This is a genomic window from Ruegeria sp. H8, from assembly GCF_056532905.1.
On the sequence record NZ_JBQFNY010000003.1, the window covers coordinates 131838 to 149174 of the forward strand.

At 61.4% G+C, this 17337-nt stretch carries 18 protein-coding genes; 9 read left to right on the plus strand and 9 right to left on the minus strand.

The annotated features are described in order from the left end of the window. The first annotated feature begins 8 nt into the window (after nt 1-8). The gene (locus ACR0A2_RS10135; protein ID WP_171229985.1) at nt 9-584 is read left to right on the plus strand and encodes a DUF1285 domain-containing protein; all 576 of its coding nucleotides are present in this window, start codon (nt 9-11) and stop codon (nt 582-584) included. On the opposite strand, the gene ACR0A2_RS10140 is transcribed toward ACR0A2_RS10135, so the two are convergent. Together ACR0A2_RS10140 and ACR0A2_RS10145 are read right to left on the minus strand one after the other, a co-directional pair. Beyond that, on the minus strand, nt 567-1535 hold the full coding sequence (locus ACR0A2_RS10140) for a DMT family transporter (protein WP_480834929.1): 969 nt from the start codon (nt 1533-1535) through the stop codon (nt 567-569). The genes ACR0A2_RS10135 and ACR0A2_RS10140 overlap by 18 nt on opposite strands. Next, entirely contained in the window at nt 1523-1684 is a 162-nt protein-coding gene (locus ACR0A2_RS10145) for a hypothetical protein (protein ID WP_171172119.1), read from the minus strand. The genes ACR0A2_RS10140 and ACR0A2_RS10145 overlap by 13 nt, the downstream gene beginning before the upstream one ends. A gap of 9 nt (nt 1685-1693) precedes the next feature. Between ACR0A2_RS10145 and ACR0A2_RS10150 the strand changes: the two genes are divergently transcribed. Together ACR0A2_RS10150 and ACR0A2_RS10155 are read left to right on the plus strand one after the other, a co-directional pair. Beyond that, a complete protein-coding gene (locus tag ACR0A2_RS10150) occupies nt 1694-2449 on the plus strand; it encodes a hydroxypyruvate isomerase family protein (RefSeq protein ID WP_480834930.1) in 756 nt (251 codons plus the stop codon). A gap of 74 nt (nt 2450-2523) precedes the next feature. Next, on the plus strand, nt 2524-2754 hold the full coding sequence (locus ACR0A2_RS10155) for a DUF2798 domain-containing protein (RefSeq protein ID WP_171117031.1): 231 nt from the start codon (nt 2524-2526) through the stop codon (nt 2752-2754). Between the two features lie 20 nt (nt 2755-2774). On the opposite strand, the gene polA is transcribed toward ACR0A2_RS10155, so the two are convergent. The 3 genes from polA to ACR0A2_RS10170 all read right to left on the minus strand — a co-directional run bounded on the left by polA (nt 2775) and on the right by ACR0A2_RS10170 (nt 6373). After that, entirely contained in the window at nt 2775-5573 is a 2799-nt protein-coding gene (gene polA / locus ACR0A2_RS10160; protein WP_480834931.1) for a DNA polymerase I, read from the minus strand. Nucleotides 5574-5643: 70 nt separating this feature from the next. Continuing rightward, entirely contained in the window at nt 5644-6141 is a 498-nt protein-coding gene (locus ACR0A2_RS10165) for a hypothetical protein (RefSeq protein WP_171726035.1), read from the minus strand. 55 nt (nt 6142-6196) lie between these two features. Further along, nucleotides 6197-6373 (minus strand): zinc-finger domain-containing protein, encoded by a 177-nt coding sequence (locus ACR0A2_RS10170; RefSeq protein WP_152459472.1) that lies wholly within the window; start codon nt 6371-6373, stop codon nt 6197-6199. Nucleotides 6374-6460: 87 nt separating this feature from the next. Between ACR0A2_RS10170 and ACR0A2_RS10175 the strand changes: the two genes are divergently transcribed. After that, nucleotides 6461-7453: an ABC transporter ATP-binding protein gene (locus ACR0A2_RS10175; RefSeq protein ID WP_480835070.1), complete on the plus strand. Its 993-nt coding sequence runs from the start codon at nt 6461-6463 to the stop codon at nt 7451-7453. On the opposite strand, the gene ACR0A2_RS10180 is transcribed toward ACR0A2_RS10175, so the two are convergent. Then, nucleotides 7450-7914, minus strand: coding sequence for a DUF1203 domain-containing protein (locus tag ACR0A2_RS10180; RefSeq protein WP_480834932.1), 465 nt, complete (start codon nt 7912-7914; stop codon nt 7450-7452). The genes ACR0A2_RS10175 and ACR0A2_RS10180 overlap by 4 nt on opposite strands. Before the next feature lie 110 nt (nt 7915-8024). Between ACR0A2_RS10180 and ACR0A2_RS10185 the strand changes: the two genes are divergently transcribed. The 3 genes from ACR0A2_RS10185 to ACR0A2_RS10195 all read left to right on the plus strand — a co-directional run bounded on the left by ACR0A2_RS10185 (nt 8025) and on the right by ACR0A2_RS10195 (nt 12480). Next, a complete protein-coding gene (locus ACR0A2_RS10185) occupies nt 8025-10943 on the plus strand; it encodes an error-prone DNA polymerase (protein ID WP_480834933.1) in 2919 nt (972 codons plus the stop codon). A 49-nt stretch (nt 10944-10992) separates the two neighbouring features. Beyond that, nucleotides 10993-11406 carry a group III truncated hemoglobin gene (locus ACR0A2_RS10190; RefSeq protein ID WP_171206665.1) on the plus strand — a complete coding sequence of 138 codons (414 nt, stop codon included), beginning with the start codon at nt 10993-10995 and terminating at the stop codon, nt 11404-11406. 135 nt (nt 11407-11541) lie between these two features. After that, nucleotides 11542-12480, plus strand: coding sequence for a DMT family transporter (locus tag ACR0A2_RS10195; protein ID WP_152459476.1), 939 nt, complete (start codon nt 11542-11544; stop codon nt 12478-12480). Nucleotides 12481-12488: 8 nt separating this feature from the next. Here the strand turns inward: ACR0A2_RS10195 and ACR0A2_RS10200 are convergent, their stop codons facing one another. Both ACR0A2_RS10200 and ACR0A2_RS10205 read right to left on the minus strand, forming a co-directional pair. Continuing rightward, nucleotides 12489-13217 (minus strand): NYN domain-containing protein, encoded by a 729-nt coding sequence (locus tag ACR0A2_RS10200; RefSeq protein ID WP_480446623.1) that lies wholly within the window; start codon nt 13215-13217, stop codon nt 12489-12491. Nucleotides 13218-13306: 89 nt separating this feature from the next. Then, entirely contained in the window at nt 13307-14419 is a 1113-nt protein-coding gene (locus ACR0A2_RS10205) for an S-(hydroxymethyl)glutathione dehydrogenase/class III alcohol dehydrogenase (RefSeq protein ID WP_171233384.1), read from the minus strand. Nucleotides 14420-14549: 130 nt separating this feature from the next. On the opposite strand from ACR0A2_RS10205, the gene ACR0A2_RS10210 reads away from it, so the two are divergent. Further along, nucleotides 14550-14837, plus strand: a complete 288-nt coding sequence (locus ACR0A2_RS10210) for an I78 family peptidase inhibitor (RefSeq protein WP_171117012.1) — start codon at nt 14550-14552, stop codon at nt 14835-14837. Nucleotides 14838-14899: 62 nt separating this feature from the next. After that, complete coding sequence (locus ACR0A2_RS10215) at nt 14900-16552, plus strand: Y-family DNA polymerase (protein ID WP_480834934.1); 1653 nt, start codon at nt 14900-14902, stop codon at nt 16550-16552. Between the two features lie 3 nt (nt 16553-16555). On the opposite strand, the gene ACR0A2_RS10220 is transcribed toward ACR0A2_RS10215, so the two are convergent. Beyond that, complete coding sequence (locus ACR0A2_RS10220; protein ID WP_480834935.1) at nt 16556-17281, minus strand: SDR family NAD(P)-dependent oxidoreductase; 726 nt, start codon at nt 17279-17281, stop codon at nt 16556-16558. Nucleotides 17282-17337: the final 56 nt, after the last annotated feature.

Sequence of the window (17337 nt, forward strand, 5' to 3'; positions counted from 1 at the left end):
CAAAAGCAATGAGCGGACAAAAACCTGTGAAACCGTCGCCAGATGGTCTGGCGGCATCGGTCAAAGCGGCCAAAACCAACGGTTTACCGCCCGTTCACCTCTGGAATCCTCCGTTTTGCGGCGATCTGGACATCAAGATCGCAAAAGATGGCACATGGAGTTATTTAGGCTCACCCATCAACCGTTTCGAGCTTGTGAAGCTTTTTTCCTCAATTCTTAAGAAGGAAGGCGGCAAATACTTCCTCGTCACCCCGGTCGAGAAGGTGGGAATCACTGTCGAAGACGCGCCGTTTGTCGCTGTGGATTTCGACCGGGACGGGGATGGAAAGGACCAGTCCTTGACCTTCACAACCCATGTTGGCGACAGGGCCGTGGCCGGAGTTGATCATCCGATCCGAATTGTAATCGACCCGGAGACAGACGAACCCTCACCCTACATATTGATCCGCGACAACCTCGAAGCCCGCATAGATCGCAAAAGCTTTTACCGCCTCGTCGAGATCGGAACGCACCATGACGGCTGGTTCGGTGTTTGGTCAGGCGGGCAGTTCTTTGGCCTGATCCCTTCAGCCGACCTGAGCTGACCGTGGCGCGCGATCCTGTGCCAGCACGACAGCCATTGCAACAATGCCCGCACCCAGTGCCCGGGTCCAGTTCCATTCGTCCCCCAGCATCAGCATGATCAGCATCACGTAGAACGGGGCGACATTGATGTGAAAAGAGGCCAGCGCCACGCCCAGCTTGCCGACGGAGGTGATGAAAAATACCTGGCTGAGACCCATGGAGATAAGCGCATAGATCATCAGCATGCCTGCCTGCTGCATGTCGAACGCAGTTGCAGGCATCACGTCCAGACCAAACTGCGCCGATCCGAAAACCAGCAGCGATGCCATGGCCAGCCCTCCGACAAAGGTGATCGTCGTGCGTCCAGTCTGGCTCAGTTCGGCGAAATCCCGGGCGGTTGCCATGCTGGCCCAGCAAAATAGCACCGTTGATCCAACCGCACAGGCCGCGCCCAGACCCAACTGGGCCGGGGCCAAGGCGCTGGTGGCGATCAACCCGCCGACAATCGATACAGCTACGCCCAGCGCAAAATTCCACTTAAGCCGGCGTGTGCCAGCAGCCAATTCAAGCAATGTGGCCACCAAAGGTGCGCAAGAGACGATGATTGCCACCGTTACCGGGTCGGTTAGCTTTTGCGCCAAGATCAACAGGAACATTCCTAACCCGATTCCAAGGCCGCCGACGGTCATTGCATGACCCCAGCGGGCTGAAACAACCCGGCGCGGCCCGTCCAGAATCACCCAGACCGGCACCATCACCAACACGGCCAGCGACAGTCGCGCGGCCAACAGGGCGACGGGCGGCCATGTTTGCAACAGCACTTCGGCCGCCGGAAACCCGGCCGCCCATGTCAGCATCGATGCCACGGCCAACCCGTTGCCCGACAAGGCAGAATGCTGTCCCGCCGGCGCAGAAAGGCTGTTCCCGCGGACGGGGTCTGGGCTCATCGCCATCGTTTTCAAACCTTCCATTGGCACGGCGTCAGAAAATTGATTCGCCGCAATGCAGGAAGCGTTTCCGATTTCATCGGGTCGATCTGGTCGAATTTCGACAAACTGTCGTTTTCTGTCACTTTCACAGAAATCAACGCGCGGATAAGGTCGGGCCACCAGAAATCCATGGGCCGCCTATGCCAAAATTCGCCGCGAATATCTCATTGCTCTTTGCCGAACTTCCGTATCTGGATCGGTTTCAGGCAGCGGCAGATGCCGGGTTCCAGGCGGTCGAGATCCTGTTTCCGTACGAACTTGCTGCAAAAGAAACCCGGCGTGCCTTGCTGGCCAACGGGCTCGAACTGGTTCTGATCAACGCGCCCCCGCCGAATTATACCGGTGGCGCACCGGGTTATGCCGCCATCCCCGGCGGTGCGTCCCGGTTTCAGTCTGATATCCGCCGCGTTCTGCGCTACGCTCAGGTGCTGCGGCCGGGCTTCATTCATATCATGTCCGGATACGCAGCCGGGACGGATGCGTTGGACTGCTTCGTGCAAAACTTGCAGTGGGCCGCCGATTTCGCACCGCAGCAGACTTTCACGATCGAACCCCTCAATCCGATGTCCCAACCCGGCTATTTCTTGAACGACTATGATCTGGCGACCGAGGTACTGGGCCGCGTGGATCGCCCGAATGTCGGTCTGCAATATGACAGTTTTCACGCACATATGATCCACGGCGACGCGCTGGCCGTCTGGGAGCGTTTTCACCCCAGTGTTGTCCACGCCCAGATTGGGGCCGCCCCCGAACGTTCTGAACCGGGGCGCGGGCCTACGGATTTCGCGCAGCTTTTCGCGGCAATGGATGATGCTGGTTACAGCGGTTGGGTCAGCGCCGAATACGCGCCTTCTACGGCTCGAACGGATGCGACCCTGGCTTGGATGCGACGTTGACGCCGTTCATCGGGCTGGAATTCGCTGCCCGGATGACGCACACAACAGGCAAACCGTTTTCGAGGATGCCCGATATGATTCCTGCCCGCTTTGCCCATGCCATCTTTGGACTGATCATGTCAGGGCTGATGTCGTGCATTGTCACCGGGATCGCTACGGTCAAGGCAGTTGGGTTCCATCCTGAAACGCTGGGTGACTGGATGGCGTCCTGGGCCTTTTGCTGGCCTATCGCGTTTACGGTGATCCTGGTCCTTGGACCTTCGGTCAAACGTATGGTCGAAGGGTGGGTCAGGCCACAGGGCTGACCCGGAAGGCCGACCTGGCGCTAGTGCGCCTCGGCCCAGTTCGCACCCTGGCCGGCATCCACGCTCAGCTTCACATCCAGTTTCACTGCCGGGTCCGAGGCACCCTCCATCACCGCGCGCGCCACGTCGATCAGCGGATCCACGGAATCCTCGGCGACTTCGAACAACAGTTCGTCATGGACCTGCAACAGCATCTTGGCGGGCAGCCCGTTGATCGCACCCGGCATCCGCACCATCGCGCGCCGGATCACATCCGCCGCCGTGCCCTGAATCGGCGCGTTGATCGCCGCCCGGCGCGAAAATCCTGCATGCGGCCCCTTGGCGTTGATCTCGGGCGTGTGGATCTTGCGCCCGAACAAGGTTTGGACATAGCCGTGCTCTTTGGCAAATGCCACCGTGTCATCCATATATTGGCGAATGCCCGGAAAGCGTTCAAAATAGCGGTCGATGAAACCCTGCGCCTCGGCCCGCGGTATGCGCAGGTTGCGCGCCAGGCCGAAGCCCGAGATGCCATAGATCACACCAAAGTTGATCGCCTTGGCCTGACGGCGGATGTCCGGCGTCATCTCGTCCAGTGGCACGTCGAACATTTCCGACGCGGTCATGGCGTGGATGTCCAGCCCATCGGCAAAGGCCTGTTTCAGGGTCGAAATGTCGGCGATATGCGCCAGGATGCGCAGCTCGATCTGGCTGTAGTCGAGGCTGACCAGAACATTGCCCGGCTCGGCGACAAAGGCCTCGCGGATGCGGCGGCCCTCCTCGGTGCGCACGGGGATATTCTGCAAATTGGGGTCGGTCGAGGCCAGACGCCCGGTATTCGCCCCGGTGATGGCATAAGACGTGTGCACCCGGCCCGTGTCGGGGTTGATATGGGTCTGAAGCGCATCGGTATAGGTCGATTTCAGCTTGGACAGCTGGCGCCAATCCAGCACACGGCGCGGCAGTTCATGCTCGGTCGCCAGATCTTCCAAGATATCGGCCCCGGTCGAGTACTTGCCGGTCTTGCCCTTCTTGCCGCCTTCCAGGCCCATCTTGTCGAACAGGATCTCACCCAACTGCGCGGGGGAACCGACATTGAAATTCTCACCCGCCAACTCGTGGATTTCAGCCTCTAAACCGGCCATTTTCTGGGCAAAGGCGTTCGACATACGGCTCAGCACATCACGGTCGACCTTGATGCCATGCATCTCCATCTCGGCCAGAACCGGCACAAGTGGTCGTTCGAGCGTCTCGTAGACAGTCGTCACCTGCACCCGGTGCAATTGTGGTTTGAACAGTTTCCACAGGCGCAGCGTTATATCCGCATCCTCGGCGGCATAGGCGGTGGCCTCGTCGATCGGCACCTTGTCGAAGGTGATCGCAGATTTGCCTGACCCCAGCAGCGGCTTTATCGGGATCGGCGTGTGGCTGAGATACCGTTCCGAGAGTGTATCCATACCGTGCCCGTGCTCACCGCCATGCATGGCATAGGACATCAGCATCGTATCATCGATGGGGGTCACATCGATACCGTGACGCCGGAAAATCTTGGCATCGTATTTCATGTTCTGCCCGATTTTGATGATCGACGGATCCTCAAGCACCGGCTTCAGCAGCGTCAGCGCCTCATCCAGCGGCATTTGCCCTTCAGCCAGCGCGTCCGACCCGAACAGATCATCCGCCGCGCCATCGTGGTGGGTCAGCGGGATGTAACAGGCTTCGCGGGCCTCGACACAGAGCGAAATACCGACCAGATCGGCGATCATTTCATTCAGACCGGTGGTTTCGGTATCAACCGCGATCCAGCCTCGTTCATGGGCCTGATCGATCCATTTTTGCAAAGCCGCTGCATCACGGACACATTCATACTTTGCCGCGTCAAACGGGATCGTCTCGGCCTCAACTTCCTTGGACGCAGGCGCCGGAGCGTCGGCGATGGCCGGTGCTTCGGCCCCCAGCTTGTCGGCGATCCGTTTGGTCAGTGTGCGGAATTCCATATCCGCCAGAAAACCCAGCAGGGTCTCGGCATCGGGCTCTCTCACTTCAAGGTCATCCAGCGTGAAATCCACCGGTGTGTTCTCGTCCAGCTGCACCAGTTTCTTCGACAGTTCGATCTGATCGCGCTTTTCGATCAGGGTCTGCCGGCGCTTGGGCTGTTTGATTTCTTCCGCGCGATCCAGCAGCGTTTCCAAATCGCCATATTCATTGATCAGGAGGGCCGCCGTTTTAACGCCAATGCCCGGAGCGCCCGGCACATTGTCAACGGAATCCCCGGCCAGCGCCTGAACATCCACAACGCGCTCGGGGCCAACTCCAAACTTCTCGATCACGCCGTCCCGGTCGATACGCTTGTTCTTCATCGCATCCAGCATCTCGACGCCGTCACCGACCAACTGCATCAGATCCTTGTCAGAGCTTACGATGGTCACGCGGCCCCCAGCCTCGCGCGCCTGCACGGTCAGGGTGGCGATGATGTCGTCGGCCTCATAGCCTTCGAGTTCCTTGCAGGCGATATTGAACGCTTTTGTCGCCTCGCGGGTCAGTGGAATTTGCGGGCGCAGGTCCTCGGGCATCGCTTCGCGGTTGGCCTTGTACAGGTCGTACAGATCATTCCGGAATGTGTGCGACCCCTTGTCGAAAATCACCGCCACATGGGTTGGCGCATCCGGCCCGGTGTTCCCTTCGACATATTTCTGAAGCATGTTGCAGAACCCGGACACCGCCCCAATCGGCAGACCATCCGACTTGCGGGTCAGCGGAGGCAGCGCGTGATAGGCCCTGAAAATAAAGGCCGATCCGTCGATAAGATGCAGGTGACATCCTTTTCCGAAATTGCTCATGCGCGCGCTCCCTGTCGGTCAGGGATGGTTCTGCCACAGGGTCGCGCGGGTGACCAGCCAAGAACGCAGCCTAACCGCCAAACAATCCCGAGAAGACGTCAGAGAAACTGTTCAGCAAAGCCATGATCACCAACACCCCCAGCAAGGCAAAAAACGCAAAGGCAAAGAACTGGAACAGGATTGCCCCCGTACCTATAACCATTCCGGCGATGGCAGGGCGCCGCTTTTCGTGACGCAGGATACCAACGGCTGATATGACGATCGCAAGCCCGCCAAGCATGGCGACACCGATCCGCAGGAAATCATCCAGATCGCGGGCGCGGGCAACGGGTTCGGGCTGTTCCATCCCCGCAGCGGCCCTCAGGGTCGATTTGCCGATCTCGGCCGCCAGTTCGCCCAGCGACACACCCGCAGTCTGCTGAGGTGCAAAGGGCCCCGCCCAGAATACGAACAACGCAGCAAACAACGCCAAAGACGCGATGCAGAACCCAACCCAGCCGAAAACCGGGTTCACATTGTCAGTGGCCGAAATTCCGGTCATCACGTATCCCTGCTTTGGTTGCGCCAAAGCACTAACATGAAAACCGAGGCAAGATTTGGGCAAAACCCGGTTGGTCGGGCAATCAGCCCTGTTCACGGCCCTTCAGCACATATTTGCAGTCGCAATAAGGGCATTCGACCCAGCCCGTATCCTCGGGGATTTGCAGCCAGACGCGCGGATGGCCCAATGCGCCTTCGCCGCCGTCACAGGCGACACGGGCGGTTTCGACGATCTTGGTTTCCGGCGCTTCGATGGTCACGGCTGGCGATCCTTCTTCGGTTGTCGGCCTCGCGGGCATGTATTAGGTGCGTTTATGAGCGATGAGCAATCCGGGGGCAAGAGCCACATGAGCGATGCGGCAATCAGGATCGAAGGTCTGCGCAAGACCTATCGAGGCGGCAAGGGTCAGCCTGAGAAACACGCGCTTAAAGGCATTGATTTGACTGTTCCCAAAGGTTCGGTTTTCGGACTGCTGGGCCCGAACGGCGCCGGGAAATCGACCCTGATCAATATTCTCGCCGGGTTGGTGGTGAAGTCCTCGGGCCGAGTGTCGATCTGGGGCTTCGATCAGGATCAGAATCCGCGACAGTCCCGCGCCGCCATCGGCGTTATGCCGCAGGAGCTGAACCTTGACCCGTTCTTCACCCCGCGCGGCGCGCTCGAGGTGCAGGCCGGGCTCTATGGCGTTCCCAAATCGCAGCGGCGCAGCGATGAAATCCTTGAACTGGTCGGCCTCAGCGACAAGGCCGAGGCCTATGCCCGCACGCTGTCGGGCGGGATGCGGCGGCGGCTGCTGCTGGCCAAGGCGCTGGTGCACCACCCGAAAATCCTGGTGCTGGACGAACCCACCGCCGGCGTGGACATCGAGCTGCGCCAGATGCTGTGGGCCAATGTGCGCAAGCTGAACCAGCAGGGCATGACCATCATCCTGACCACCCATTATCTGGAAGAAGCGCAGGAGATGTGCGACCAAATCGCCATCATCAACCACGGTGAAAAGATCGCGCAGGACAGTACCGCCAACCTGCTGGGCCGCATGGACAGCCGGACCATGGTCATTGTGCCGGACACCCCGGTGGTCGACCTGCCGGTGACCGAAGGCGTCGAGGCCAGCTTACGTGAAGACGGCAGCCTTATACTGCAATATCGCAGCGCCCGGACCAGCGCCGAGCAGGTTCTGGAATCCGTCCGGGCGGCGGGCATCCGCATCCGCGACGTGCGCACCGAAGAGGCCGATCTCGAGGATGTGTTCCTGGCCCTGACATCCTCGCGCACCGACGATGCCCCGGCCGACGATCAGGACCAGCCGCGCCGGGGCATGCACCGGGTCAAGCTCTAAGCCCGGTCTATCCGCGCTTGGTAGCAGTTGTTCCGTGCCGATCTGACGTGAATATAGGCCACGTCCGGGCGGGTAAAAATGTCGCTGACTTTTGCGTCGGTCTGATCTTTGGGCGTGATTGCCCCGGTGCCATAAACGATCCGGTCATCCGGTCCATACCCCTTGATCAGATAGTCGGGTGCACTGGTCAAAATCTCGGGCAGGGCGTCGCCTTCATAGCGCTCGCAAGGCGTTGCGCACAGAAAGATCGGCCCTGTTTCAGCGTATGGATGTGGCTCTAAAAAGGGGCGATGCGCCAATATCAGCATCTTTGCGCCTTCGGGAATGTTCTTCAGACAGTGGCGACAGGGATTGCCAGCCCCCGACGAAACGGCGCGCTCGGGCGCGGCGCCATATGCATCAGGCTGACCTGCCTGAAGGGCGCGGACTTCGTCAGTGGGCAGAGCGGTGATCTTGAACATATCAGGTCTCCTTTTTCTGCAAGCATGCGCGCCTGGCCTGGTCCAGACGACCCGTTTCCTGCGCAAAGGACTCGAAAAAGAACAAAACAAGAATATAATGACGAATCGCCATGTATGCCGAGCTGTCGATCACGTCGAACTTCACCTTTCTCACCGGGGCCTCGCACCCCGAGGAGTACATGGAGCGCGCCGTCACCCTGGGCCTGCCCGCCATCGCCATCGCCGATGACAACTCGGTGGCGGGCATCGTCCGCGCCCACACCCAGGCGCGCGAGATCGCCCGCAAGGTGCGTGAGCGCCGCGCGTGGGAGGAGCAGAACACGCCCATCGGCCCGCCCTGCCCCGATCACATCCCGAAACCGCCCTCGTTCCCGGTGCATGTGGTGCCGCGCCTGATCCCGGCGGCACGGCTGATTTTTACCGATGCCCCGCCCGTCACCGCCCTGCCCATCAACCGGCAGGGCTGGGCCAGCCTGTGCCGCCTCCTGTCCACCGGACGGCTGCGCGCGGCCAAGGGCGAGTGCATCCTGCACCTGTCCGACCTGCTGGAATTTTCCGACGGTCTGCACCTGCTGCTCTGGCCACAGGCGGGCCGTCCGACCGGCGGCGCGAGCGGGTGGCGGACACAGGCGCAACAGCTGACACGCCGCTTTGCCGGGCGCATGCATCTGCTGATGCATCCCCGCTATGACGGGGCGGACACGGCATTTTTCCATTTGTTAGAGGCTGAATCGCATCATCTGGGCCTGCCCACTCTCGCCAGCGCCGCACCGATGATGCATCACGGCTCGCGCCGCAAGCTGGGTGATGTGCTGACCGCGATCCGCCTGCGCCGCAAGGTGGACGATCTGGGCCGCCACGCGCTGGCCAATGGCGAACAGCGCCTGCGCTCGGAACCCGAGATGCTGCGCATCTTCAAGGGCTTTGAGGGCGCCGTGGCCCGCGCTTATGCGCTCAGCCAGGAACTCACATTCTCGCTGGACGAGCTGCGCTATGAATATCCCAGCGAGGGCAGCGACAAGGAAACCCCGACCCAGCGCCTGCATCGGCTGGCGCATGAAGGGTTGAAATGGCGTTATCCCGCCGGGGCGTCCGAGAAAGCCAAAAAGATGCTGGCGCATGAACTGACGCTGATCGGCAAGCTGAAATACGAACCCTACTTCCTGACCGTCCGCGACATCGTCCATTTCGCCCGCTCGCGCGGTATCCTGTGCCAAGGGCGCGGGTCTGCGGCCAATTCGGTGGTCTGTTTCTGTCTCGGCATCACCGAGGTCAGCCCGGAGATGGGCACCATGGTGTTCGAACGTTTCGTCTCCGAGGCGCGGGACGAGCCGCCCGACATCGACGTCGATTTCGAACATGAACGCCGCGAAGAGGTGATCCAGCACATCTATGAACGCTATGGCCGCCACCGCGCGGGGTTGTGCGCCACGGTGATCCACTATCGCGGCAAGCGCGCCATCCGCGAGGTGGGCCGCGCCATGGGCCTGACCGAAGACACGATTTCCGCCCTGTCCTCGCAGCTGTGGGGGTTCTTCTCGGCCTCGGGGCTCGAGGCGGAACGGATGCGCGAAATCGGCCTCGACCCCGAGGATCGGCGCCTGAAACAGACTCTAACACTGGTGCATCAGATCAACGGCTTCCCCCGCCACCTGTCCCAGCATGTGGGCGGATTCATCATCACCGAGGGTCGTCTGGACGAGCTGGTGCCCCTCGAGAATGCCACGATGGAGGACCGCACCGTCATCTGCTGGGACAAGGATGACATCGATTCCCTGGGCATCCTGAAGGTCGATGTTCTGAGCCTCGGCATGCTGACCTGCATCCGCAAGGCCTTTGACCTGATCGCCCAGCACCACCAGACGAGTTACACGCTCGCCACCCTGCCGCCCGAGGACCCGGCGGTCTATGACATGCTGTGCCGCGCGGATTCGGTGGGCGTGTTCCAGGTGGAATCACGTGCGCAGATGAACTTCCTGCCCCGGATGCGGCCGCGCAATTTCTATGATCTGGTGATCGAGGTCGCCATCATCCGCCCCGGCCCCATCCAGGGCGACATGGTGCATCCCTATATCCGCCGCCGTAATGGTGAGGAAGAGGTCAGCTTCCCCTCGGACGCACTGGGCGAGGTGCTGGGCAAGACGCTGGGCGTGCCGCTGTTTCAGGAACAGGCGATGCAGATCGCCATCGTCGGCGCGGGCTTCACCCCCGAACAGGCCGACCGGCTGCGGCGGTCGCTGGCGACTTTCAAGAAGCATGGGTCCGTCAGCGAATTCCGCACCCTGTTCCTGCGCGGGATGCAGCGCAACGGCTATGACGCCGAATTTGCCGAGCGGTGTTTCTCGCAGATCGAGGGGTTCGGCTCCTACGGCTTCCCCGAAAGCCACGCGGCCAGCTTTGCGCTGCTGGTCTATGCCAGTGCCTGGATCAAATGCCACCATCCGGGCATCTTCGCCTGCGCGCTGCTGAATTCGCAGCCGATGGGGTTCTATGCCCCCGCCCAGATCGTGCGCGATGCGCGCGAACATGGCGTGCAGGTGCGCCCGGTCTGCATCAATGCCAGCTTCTGGGACAACGTGATGGAGCCCGACGGCCATGGCGGGCTGGCCCTGCGGCTGGGCTTTCGCCAGATCAAGGGCCTCAGCGAAGAGGACGCCAGCTGGCTGACCGCCGCGCGCGGCAATGGCTATCATCAGGTTGATGACGTCTGGCGCCGCGCGGGCCTTGGCCCCTCGGTGATCGAGCGTCTGGCCGAGGCCGATGCCTTTGCCGCCTGCGGCCTGACCCGACGCGAGGCCTTATGGCAGGCCAAGGCGATCGCCACCGCCCGGCCTCTGCCGCTCTTCGCGCAGGATCTGGAAGGCGAGGCGCTGGACGAACCCGCCGCCCATCTGCCGCAGATGTCGCTGGACGAACAGGTGGTCGAGGATTACGTCGCCACCCGCCTGAGCCTGCGGGCACACCCGGTGGCCCTGTTGCGGCACCTGCTGACGCCGGGGCAGCGCGACAATACCACCTCTGTCACATAACGCCGGAACCGCCTATCTGCCAAAAAAACAGAGTCGAAAACAGGCCACCATGACCAGACCAACCCTTCCGCCGCGCTTTCCCGCGACGCCCGAGCAGATCAACGCACAGGTTCGCGCCTTTTACGCCCGTGTGCGGCAGGACGCGGTACTTGGCCCGGTATTCGCCAACCATGTCACCGACTGGCCCGCGCATGAGGAAAAGATCGCATCCTTCTGGCGCAACGCCATCCTGTTCGAGCGCAGCTATGACGGCAACCCGCAGCGGGTGCATATCGAACGACCGGACGTAAAGCCCGAGATGTTCGCCCATTGGCTGGACCTGTTCGAAGAGGTCGCCACCCAGACCCTGCCCCCGGAAACCGCCACACCCTGGGTCGCTCTGGCGCGCCGCATCGGTGTTGGGATGAAGGCCGGGGTGCAATCGGCCCGCCAGCCCAAGGACGCGCCACCGATCCTGCGTTGAGCCCACGTCATGGCTGCCTTGCTATGTTAGCGGTAAATTAGGGGCTATGCGGGTCGAGGAAATAGGGTTAGTCAGAGACAAGACAGCCCCTTTTGCGCTGCCCCTTCACATCGACACATCACCCGAGGCCGACCCATGAGCACTCAGAACACCACCCTCCGGGGTCTTGGCTATGCATTCGCGGGCTTTGCGGTCTTTGCCACCCATGACGCGCTGATCAAGACGCTGGGCGGGACCTACTCGGTGATGCAGATCATCTTTTTTGCCACGCTGTTTTCCTTTGTCCCGATGGCCGTGACGATCTTGACGGACCGGACCACGGGCAACTTTCGGCCGCATCACCCCTGGTTGGTGTTGCTGCGCTCGGGTCTGATGGTCACGGCCATGTCCTGCGCGTTCTATGCCTTTTCGGTCCTGCCCCTGGCCGAGGTCTATTCGTTGCTGTTTTCTTTCCCGCTGATCGTCACGGTCCTGTCGATTCCGATACTGGGCGAAGTCGTCCGGGCCCAGCGCTGGGCTGCGGTTGGCGTGGGTCTGATCGGGGTGCTGATCGTTCTGCGCCCCGGCGCAACGGATATCACGCTCGGCCATCTGGCCGCCCTGATGGCCGCATTCTGTAGCGCCTTCGCATCGGTGCTGGTTCGCAAGATCGGGAACGAGGAACGCTCGGCCGTCCTGATCCTGTATCCGATGCTGCTGGCGATCGTGGTCATGAGCCTGGCCCAACCGGCCGTTTATCAGCCGCCGTCCCTGTTGCATCTGGCCATGATGGCGCTGGTCGGCGTGTTTTCCGTGATCGCCCAACACCTGATCATTCTGGCCTATCGGGCTGCGCCTGCAGGCGTCATCGCCCCCAGCCAGTACAGCCAGATCATCTGGGCCACGATATTCGGCATGATGTTCTTTGGCGAAACGCCCGACATGTGGGTCGCAGTCGGAGCCAGCATTATCATCGCGTCCGGTGTGTTCGTTGTCTGGCGCGAGAGCCGGGCCAATGTATCGCCGAACAAGCCGGTTCTGCGCGTCCGCTCGCCGCGTTCCGACACCGGCGCCTCGGCGCGGCCGGGCTCGTAGGGCGGCCGCTACTGATCTTTAAGCCTGATCTTCCGGCCACCGTTTTCGCCTGTTTCCTCGAACTTCCCGGTGGCTCGTACCAAGTCGCTCAGCCGCTTGAAGCCATAGGTTCGCGTGTCGAAATCCGGATAGTTCATGCCGAGCTGACTGCCGACCCAGCCAAGGCCCGCCCATCCGTCCGGTTCCTCGGATTTGAGCACGACATTCCGGATCAACTGATAAGCATGGTTCAGCTCTTGTTTGGCAGAGGGCTTCTTAGCTTTCTCCGGGGAATCGTTCGCCTGCACCTCCTCCTTTTTGATATTCTCGATGTAGATGAACCGGTTGCAAGCCGCGACAAAGGCTTTGGGCGTCTTTTCTTCGCCGATCCCGAACACGCTCAACCCTTGTTCTCGTATCCGGCTGGCAAGCCGGGTAAAGTCGCTGTCTGACGACACCAGTACAAACCCACCGAACCGGCCGGAATGCAATATGTCCATGGCATCAATCACAAGGGCGATATCCCCGGCGTTCTTGCCAGTGGTATTGGCGAATTGCTGGTGCGGTACGATGGCGTATTCCGCCAGTTTCTCGGCGCTCCAACCCTGCGGCGTACCGCCCGAGAAATCTCCGTAGATCCGGCGCAGGCTTGCCTCACCCAATGTGGCAACTTCTTCGAAAATCTCGGCAACATGCTTTGCCGGAACGTTTTCGGCGTCAATCAGAACGGCCAAGCGTTCCGTTGCTTCAGTGGTCAATTTAGTCACTCTATTCAAATATTTATCAATATCCTGAAGATAGGAGACAAAAAGGGCGGGTTAAACCCCGCCCTTGCAATTTCTGGGTGTCAGTAAATCACCACCGACCGAATGCTTTCGCCCTTGTGCATCAGGTCAAAGCCGGTGTTGATGTCGTCCAGACCCATGGTGTGGGTGATCATCGGGTCGATCTCGATCTTCCCTTCCATGTACCAGTCGACGATCTTGGGCACGTCCGTGCGCCCACGTGCGCCGCCGAAAGCTGTACCGCGCCACGACCGGCCTGTGACCAGCTGGAACGGACGGGTCGAGATTTCGGCCCCCGCGGGCGCCACGCCGATGATGATCGACTCACCCCAGCCTTTATGCGCCGATTCCAGCGCCGCGCGCATCACGCCGACATTGCCTGTTGCATCAAAGGTGTAATCCGCGCCGCCCTTGGTCAGGTTCACCAGATAGGGCACCAGATCGCCCTCGACCTCGGACGGGTTGACGAAATCGGTCATGCCGAACTTGGTGGCCATCTCGACCTTGGCGGGGTTCAGGTCGACGCCGACGATCTGATCGGCCCCGGCCAGACGCAGGCCCTGGATCACGTTCAGACCGATCCCGCCCAGACCGAACACGATGGCGCGGCTGCCGATTTCAACCTTGGCAGTGTTGATCACCGCGCCGATGCCCGTGGTCACGCCGCAGCCGATATAGCAGATCTTGTCGAACGGCGCGTCTTCGCGCACCTTGGCCAGTGCAATCTCGGGCAGAACCGTGTGGTTCGAGAAGGTCGAGCAGCCCATGTAATGCAGGATCGGATCGCCATCCAGCGTCGAAAAGCGCGAGGTGCCGTCGGGCATCAGCCCCTGGCCCTGCGTCTCGCGGATGGCCTGGCACAGGTTGGTCTTGGGATGCAGACAGTATTCGCACTCGCGACATTCGGGGGTGTAGAGCGGGATCACGTGATCGCCTGGCTTCAGGCTGGTCACACCCGGGCCGACCTCGACCACCACGCCGGCGCCCTCGTGCCCCAGAATGGCCGGGAACAGGCCTTCGGGGTCGGCGCCCGACAGGGTGAATTCATCCGTATGACAGATGCCAGTGGCCTTGATTTCAACCAGAACCTCGCCCGCCTTTGGGCCTTCAAGGTTCACATCCATCACTTCCAAAGGTTTGCCCGCCTGTACGGCGACGGCAGCACGGGTACGCATGGTACTTATCTCCCTGTCACTTTTGCCCCGACCCTGCGTCAAATACAGGGTGTTTTCAACTGTGCTTTCTTGGCAGGTTGGCTAATTGTTTGATATTGCAGAAACGACATTGCCAGAATGAGGAACGCCAATGCACCGTTTTTTACCGATCTTTATCTTTCTGGCGGCCTGCGCAGACACAAGCGTTCCGCAGGATGTCGCCACCACCTCAGAAGACGCTCCTGTTGATCTGGCATTTTGCAAGGGCGAGCCCTTTGCCGAAACGGTCGGTCAGCCCGTGTCGACGATTCAGGCCGATCTTCCCGAACGGTCTCGTGTTTTGGGCCCGGATGACATCGCCACACAGGATTACCGTATCGACAGGCTGAACGTCTATGTGAACGACGCTGGTGTTATTCAGCGTCTGACCTGCGGGTAAGCGTGGACTCGGCAGGTGATTCTGGATTAAGAACAAAATAAGAACATCAATGATGCCTGCCGATGCCCAAACGCCGAATTCTTTCGCTGTGGTTTCCCCGTCTGGGGGCCGAACGGCTGGTCCGCGCCGCGCGGGGCCTGCATGCCGGGCCTTTGGCCGTTGTGGCCGAACAGTCGAACATGCAGATCGTCACGTCATTGAATGCCGAGGCACAGGCCGCCGGATTGCGCGTGGGTCAGCCGGTACGCGATGCCCATGCCATGTGCGCCAGCTTGATCACCCGCCCTCGCAACGCCCCGGTCGAGGCTGCGTTTCTGACCGCGCTGCGCCGCTGGGCGGGCAAGTTCAGCCCATGGGTGGCCGAAGAGGCCCCCGATGGCCTGATCGTTGACCTGTCGGGCTGTGCCCATCTGTTCGGCGGTGAAGAGACCTTGCTGAGCGTGCTTGAGACCGACTGCGCCGACATGGGCCTGAGCGTGCAGATGGGTATCGCCGACACGCTGGGCGCGGCCTGGGCGCTGGCCCGCTATGCCGGGCAAGAGGCCACGTCTTACCGCAACGGCGACGCCATCAACCAAGAGGCCCGCGCCACCCGCGCCCGGGCAAGCAAGCGGCGGCACTGGACCAGGGGCGGGGCCGCGCCACAGGTGATGGCGCTGGGCGGTGGCGCGCGGATTGCCACGCCGGGGCAGGCCTATGGCGCGCTCAGCCCCCTGCCCATCGCGGCGCTGCGGCTGGACGATCAGACCGTGGCGCAACTGAACCGCCTGGGCCTGCGCCGGATCGGTGATCTGCTGGGCCAGCCGCGTGCCAGTTTGGCACGGCGGTTCGGCCGCGGGCTGGTGTTGCGTCTGGATCAGGCGATGGGCAGCGCGCCCGAGCCGGTCTCGCCCGCCCGTCCGCCACATCACTTTGCGGTGCGGATGACTCTGCCCAACCCGATTGGCCTGGTCGAAGACGTGATGGCCGCTGTCGATCGGATTCTGCCAACGCTCTGCACCAAACTGGAAGAGAAGGGGCGCGGGGTCCGCACGCTGCGTCTGGAAGCCCACCGTGCGGATCAGGCCGCTGAAATCATCGAGATCGGCCTGGCCCGTCCGACCTATGACAAAAATCGCATTCGTCCTTTGTTAGAGATGAAAATTGACAAGATCGACGCAGGCTATGGCATCGACTTACTGCGGCTTGAAGCGATCCAGACAGAACCCATCCACGCCCGTACCATCGCCGGTCATGCCGAAGCGCGCCGCGCGGCCCGCAACCGGCTTGAGGGCAATACAGCCGTGGATGACCTTACGGCCAAGCTGGGCGCGCGGGTCGGGCTGGACGCGATCACCCGGCGGCATCCTGCGGCCTCTCATATCCCCGAGAAAACGGCGCAAACGCTGGCGGCGGCCTGGTCGGAACCCGCGCGCGACTGGCCTGCCCCGCCGCGCCCCCGCCCCTTGCAGATGTGGCAGCCCGAACCCGTGATGGCCCCGGAAACCCCGAATGTGCCCTGCACCTTTCGCTGGCGTGGACGAGATTGGCGACTGGCGCAGGCCACCGGCCCGGAACGCATCGCGCCGGAATGGTGGCTGGATGACCCCAACTGGCGCAGCGGAGTACGCGATTACTGGGTGGTGGTGACAGAACAGGGAGAGCGCCTGTGGTTGTTCTATGGCCACGGAGGCGCGATGTCCGCCGGCTGGTTCTGTCAGGGGCAGTTTTGTTAGAGTCTATTTTCCACGATAAACCAGCAGATCCGGCAGACAGTCGATCAGACGAATGCACCAGGAAAACGGTGCCGGAAAATCCGTACGGAAACGACGACGCGCCATCGCCTTGACCACGCGATCCGCCGCATCCTCGGGCGACATCAACATCGGCATCTTGAAACCGTTCTTCTCGGTCAGGCGGGTCTTGATGAAGCCCGGATTGACGATACGCACCGTCACGCCCGTACCTGCCAGATCATGCCGCATCGTCTCGGCCAGAGAAATCAGTGCGGCCTTGCTGGCGCCATACCCGATGGCGGCGGGTAGCCCGTGATACCCGGCCAGTGACCCGATCAAAGTAACCTCTCCCTGGCCTGCTCGGACAAAACCCGGAACGGTTTCACCCAGAACCCGCAGCGCACCCAGATAGTTCACATCGCTCATCCTGAGCGACGCCTCGGTGTCCCATTCGGCCGAACGCATGGGGTCATACGCACCTGCATTGTAAACCAGCCCGTCGACATGCCCCGCCTCGGCAACAGCCGAACGAACAGAGTCTAACTCGGTCACATCGCACCGGATCGCGCGCGCATCCGGCAGTTCAGAACACAGTTCGGACAACCGCTCAAGATTGCGCGCAGACAGGATCAGGGAAGCACCCTGTTGGCCGAGCGCATGCGCCAAAGCGCGACCCAGCCCTTCGCTTGCGCCGATGATCCAAATGGTTTTGCCGTCAAAGCTGCTCATGTGTGGGCCGATTCAGTTGTGTTTCACCATAATACGGCCTCGCATCCGCTTCGGAT

Coding starts and splice junctions, on each gene's coding strand:
- ACR0A2_RS10140 (WP_480834929.1), bottom strand. CDS start 1,535: ATGGAAGGTTTGAAAACGATGGCGATGAGCCCAGACCCCGTCCGCGGG.
- ACR0A2_RS10145 (WP_171172119.1), bottom strand. CDS start 1,684: ATGGATTTCTGGTGGCCCGACCTTATCCGCGCGTTGATTTCTGTGAAA.
- ACR0A2_RS10135 (WP_171229985.1), top strand. CDS start 9: ATGAGCGGACAAAAACCTGTGAAACCGTCGCCAGATGGTCTGGCGGCA.
- ACR0A2_RS10185 (WP_480834933.1), top strand. CDS start 8,025: ATGTATGCCGAGCTGTCGATCACGTCGAACTTCACCTTTCTCACCGGG.
- ACR0A2_RS10220 (WP_480834935.1), bottom strand. CDS start 17,281: ATGAGCAGCTTTGACGGCAAAACCATTTGGATCATCGGCGCAAGCGAA.
- ACR0A2_RS10215 (WP_480834934.1), top strand. CDS start 14,900: ATGCCCAAACGCCGAATTCTTTCGCTGTGGTTTCCCCGTCTGGGGGCC.
- ACR0A2_RS10190 (WP_171206665.1), top strand. CDS start 10,993: ATGACCAGACCAACCCTTCCGCCGCGCTTTCCCGCGACGCCCGAGCAG.
- ACR0A2_RS10155 (WP_171117031.1), top strand. CDS start 2,524: ATGATTCCTGCCCGCTTTGCCCATGCCATCTTTGGACTGATCATGTCA.
- polA (WP_480834931.1), bottom strand. CDS start 5,573: ATGAGCAATTTCGGAAAAGGATGTCACCTGCATCTTATCGACGGATCG.
- ACR0A2_RS10150 (WP_480834930.1), top strand. CDS start 1,694: ATGCCAAAATTCGCCGCGAATATCTCATTGCTCTTTGCCGAACTTCCG.
- ACR0A2_RS10195 (WP_152459476.1), top strand. CDS start 11,542: ATGAGCACTCAGAACACCACCCTCCGGGGTCTTGGCTATGCATTCGCG.
- ACR0A2_RS10175 (WP_480835070.1), top strand. CDS start 6,461: ATGAGCGATGCGGCAATCAGGATCGAAGGTCTGCGCAAGACCTATCGA.
- ACR0A2_RS10210 (WP_171117012.1), top strand. CDS start 14,550: ATGCACCGTTTTTTACCGATCTTTATCTTTCTGGCGGCCTGCGCAGAC.
- ACR0A2_RS10205 (WP_171233384.1), bottom strand. CDS start 14,419: ATGCGTACCCGTGCTGCCGTCGCCGTACAGGCGGGCAAACCTTTGGAA.
- ACR0A2_RS10180 (WP_480834932.1), bottom strand. CDS start 7,914: ATGTTCAAGATCACCGCTCTGCCCACTGACGAAGTCCGCGCCCTTCAG.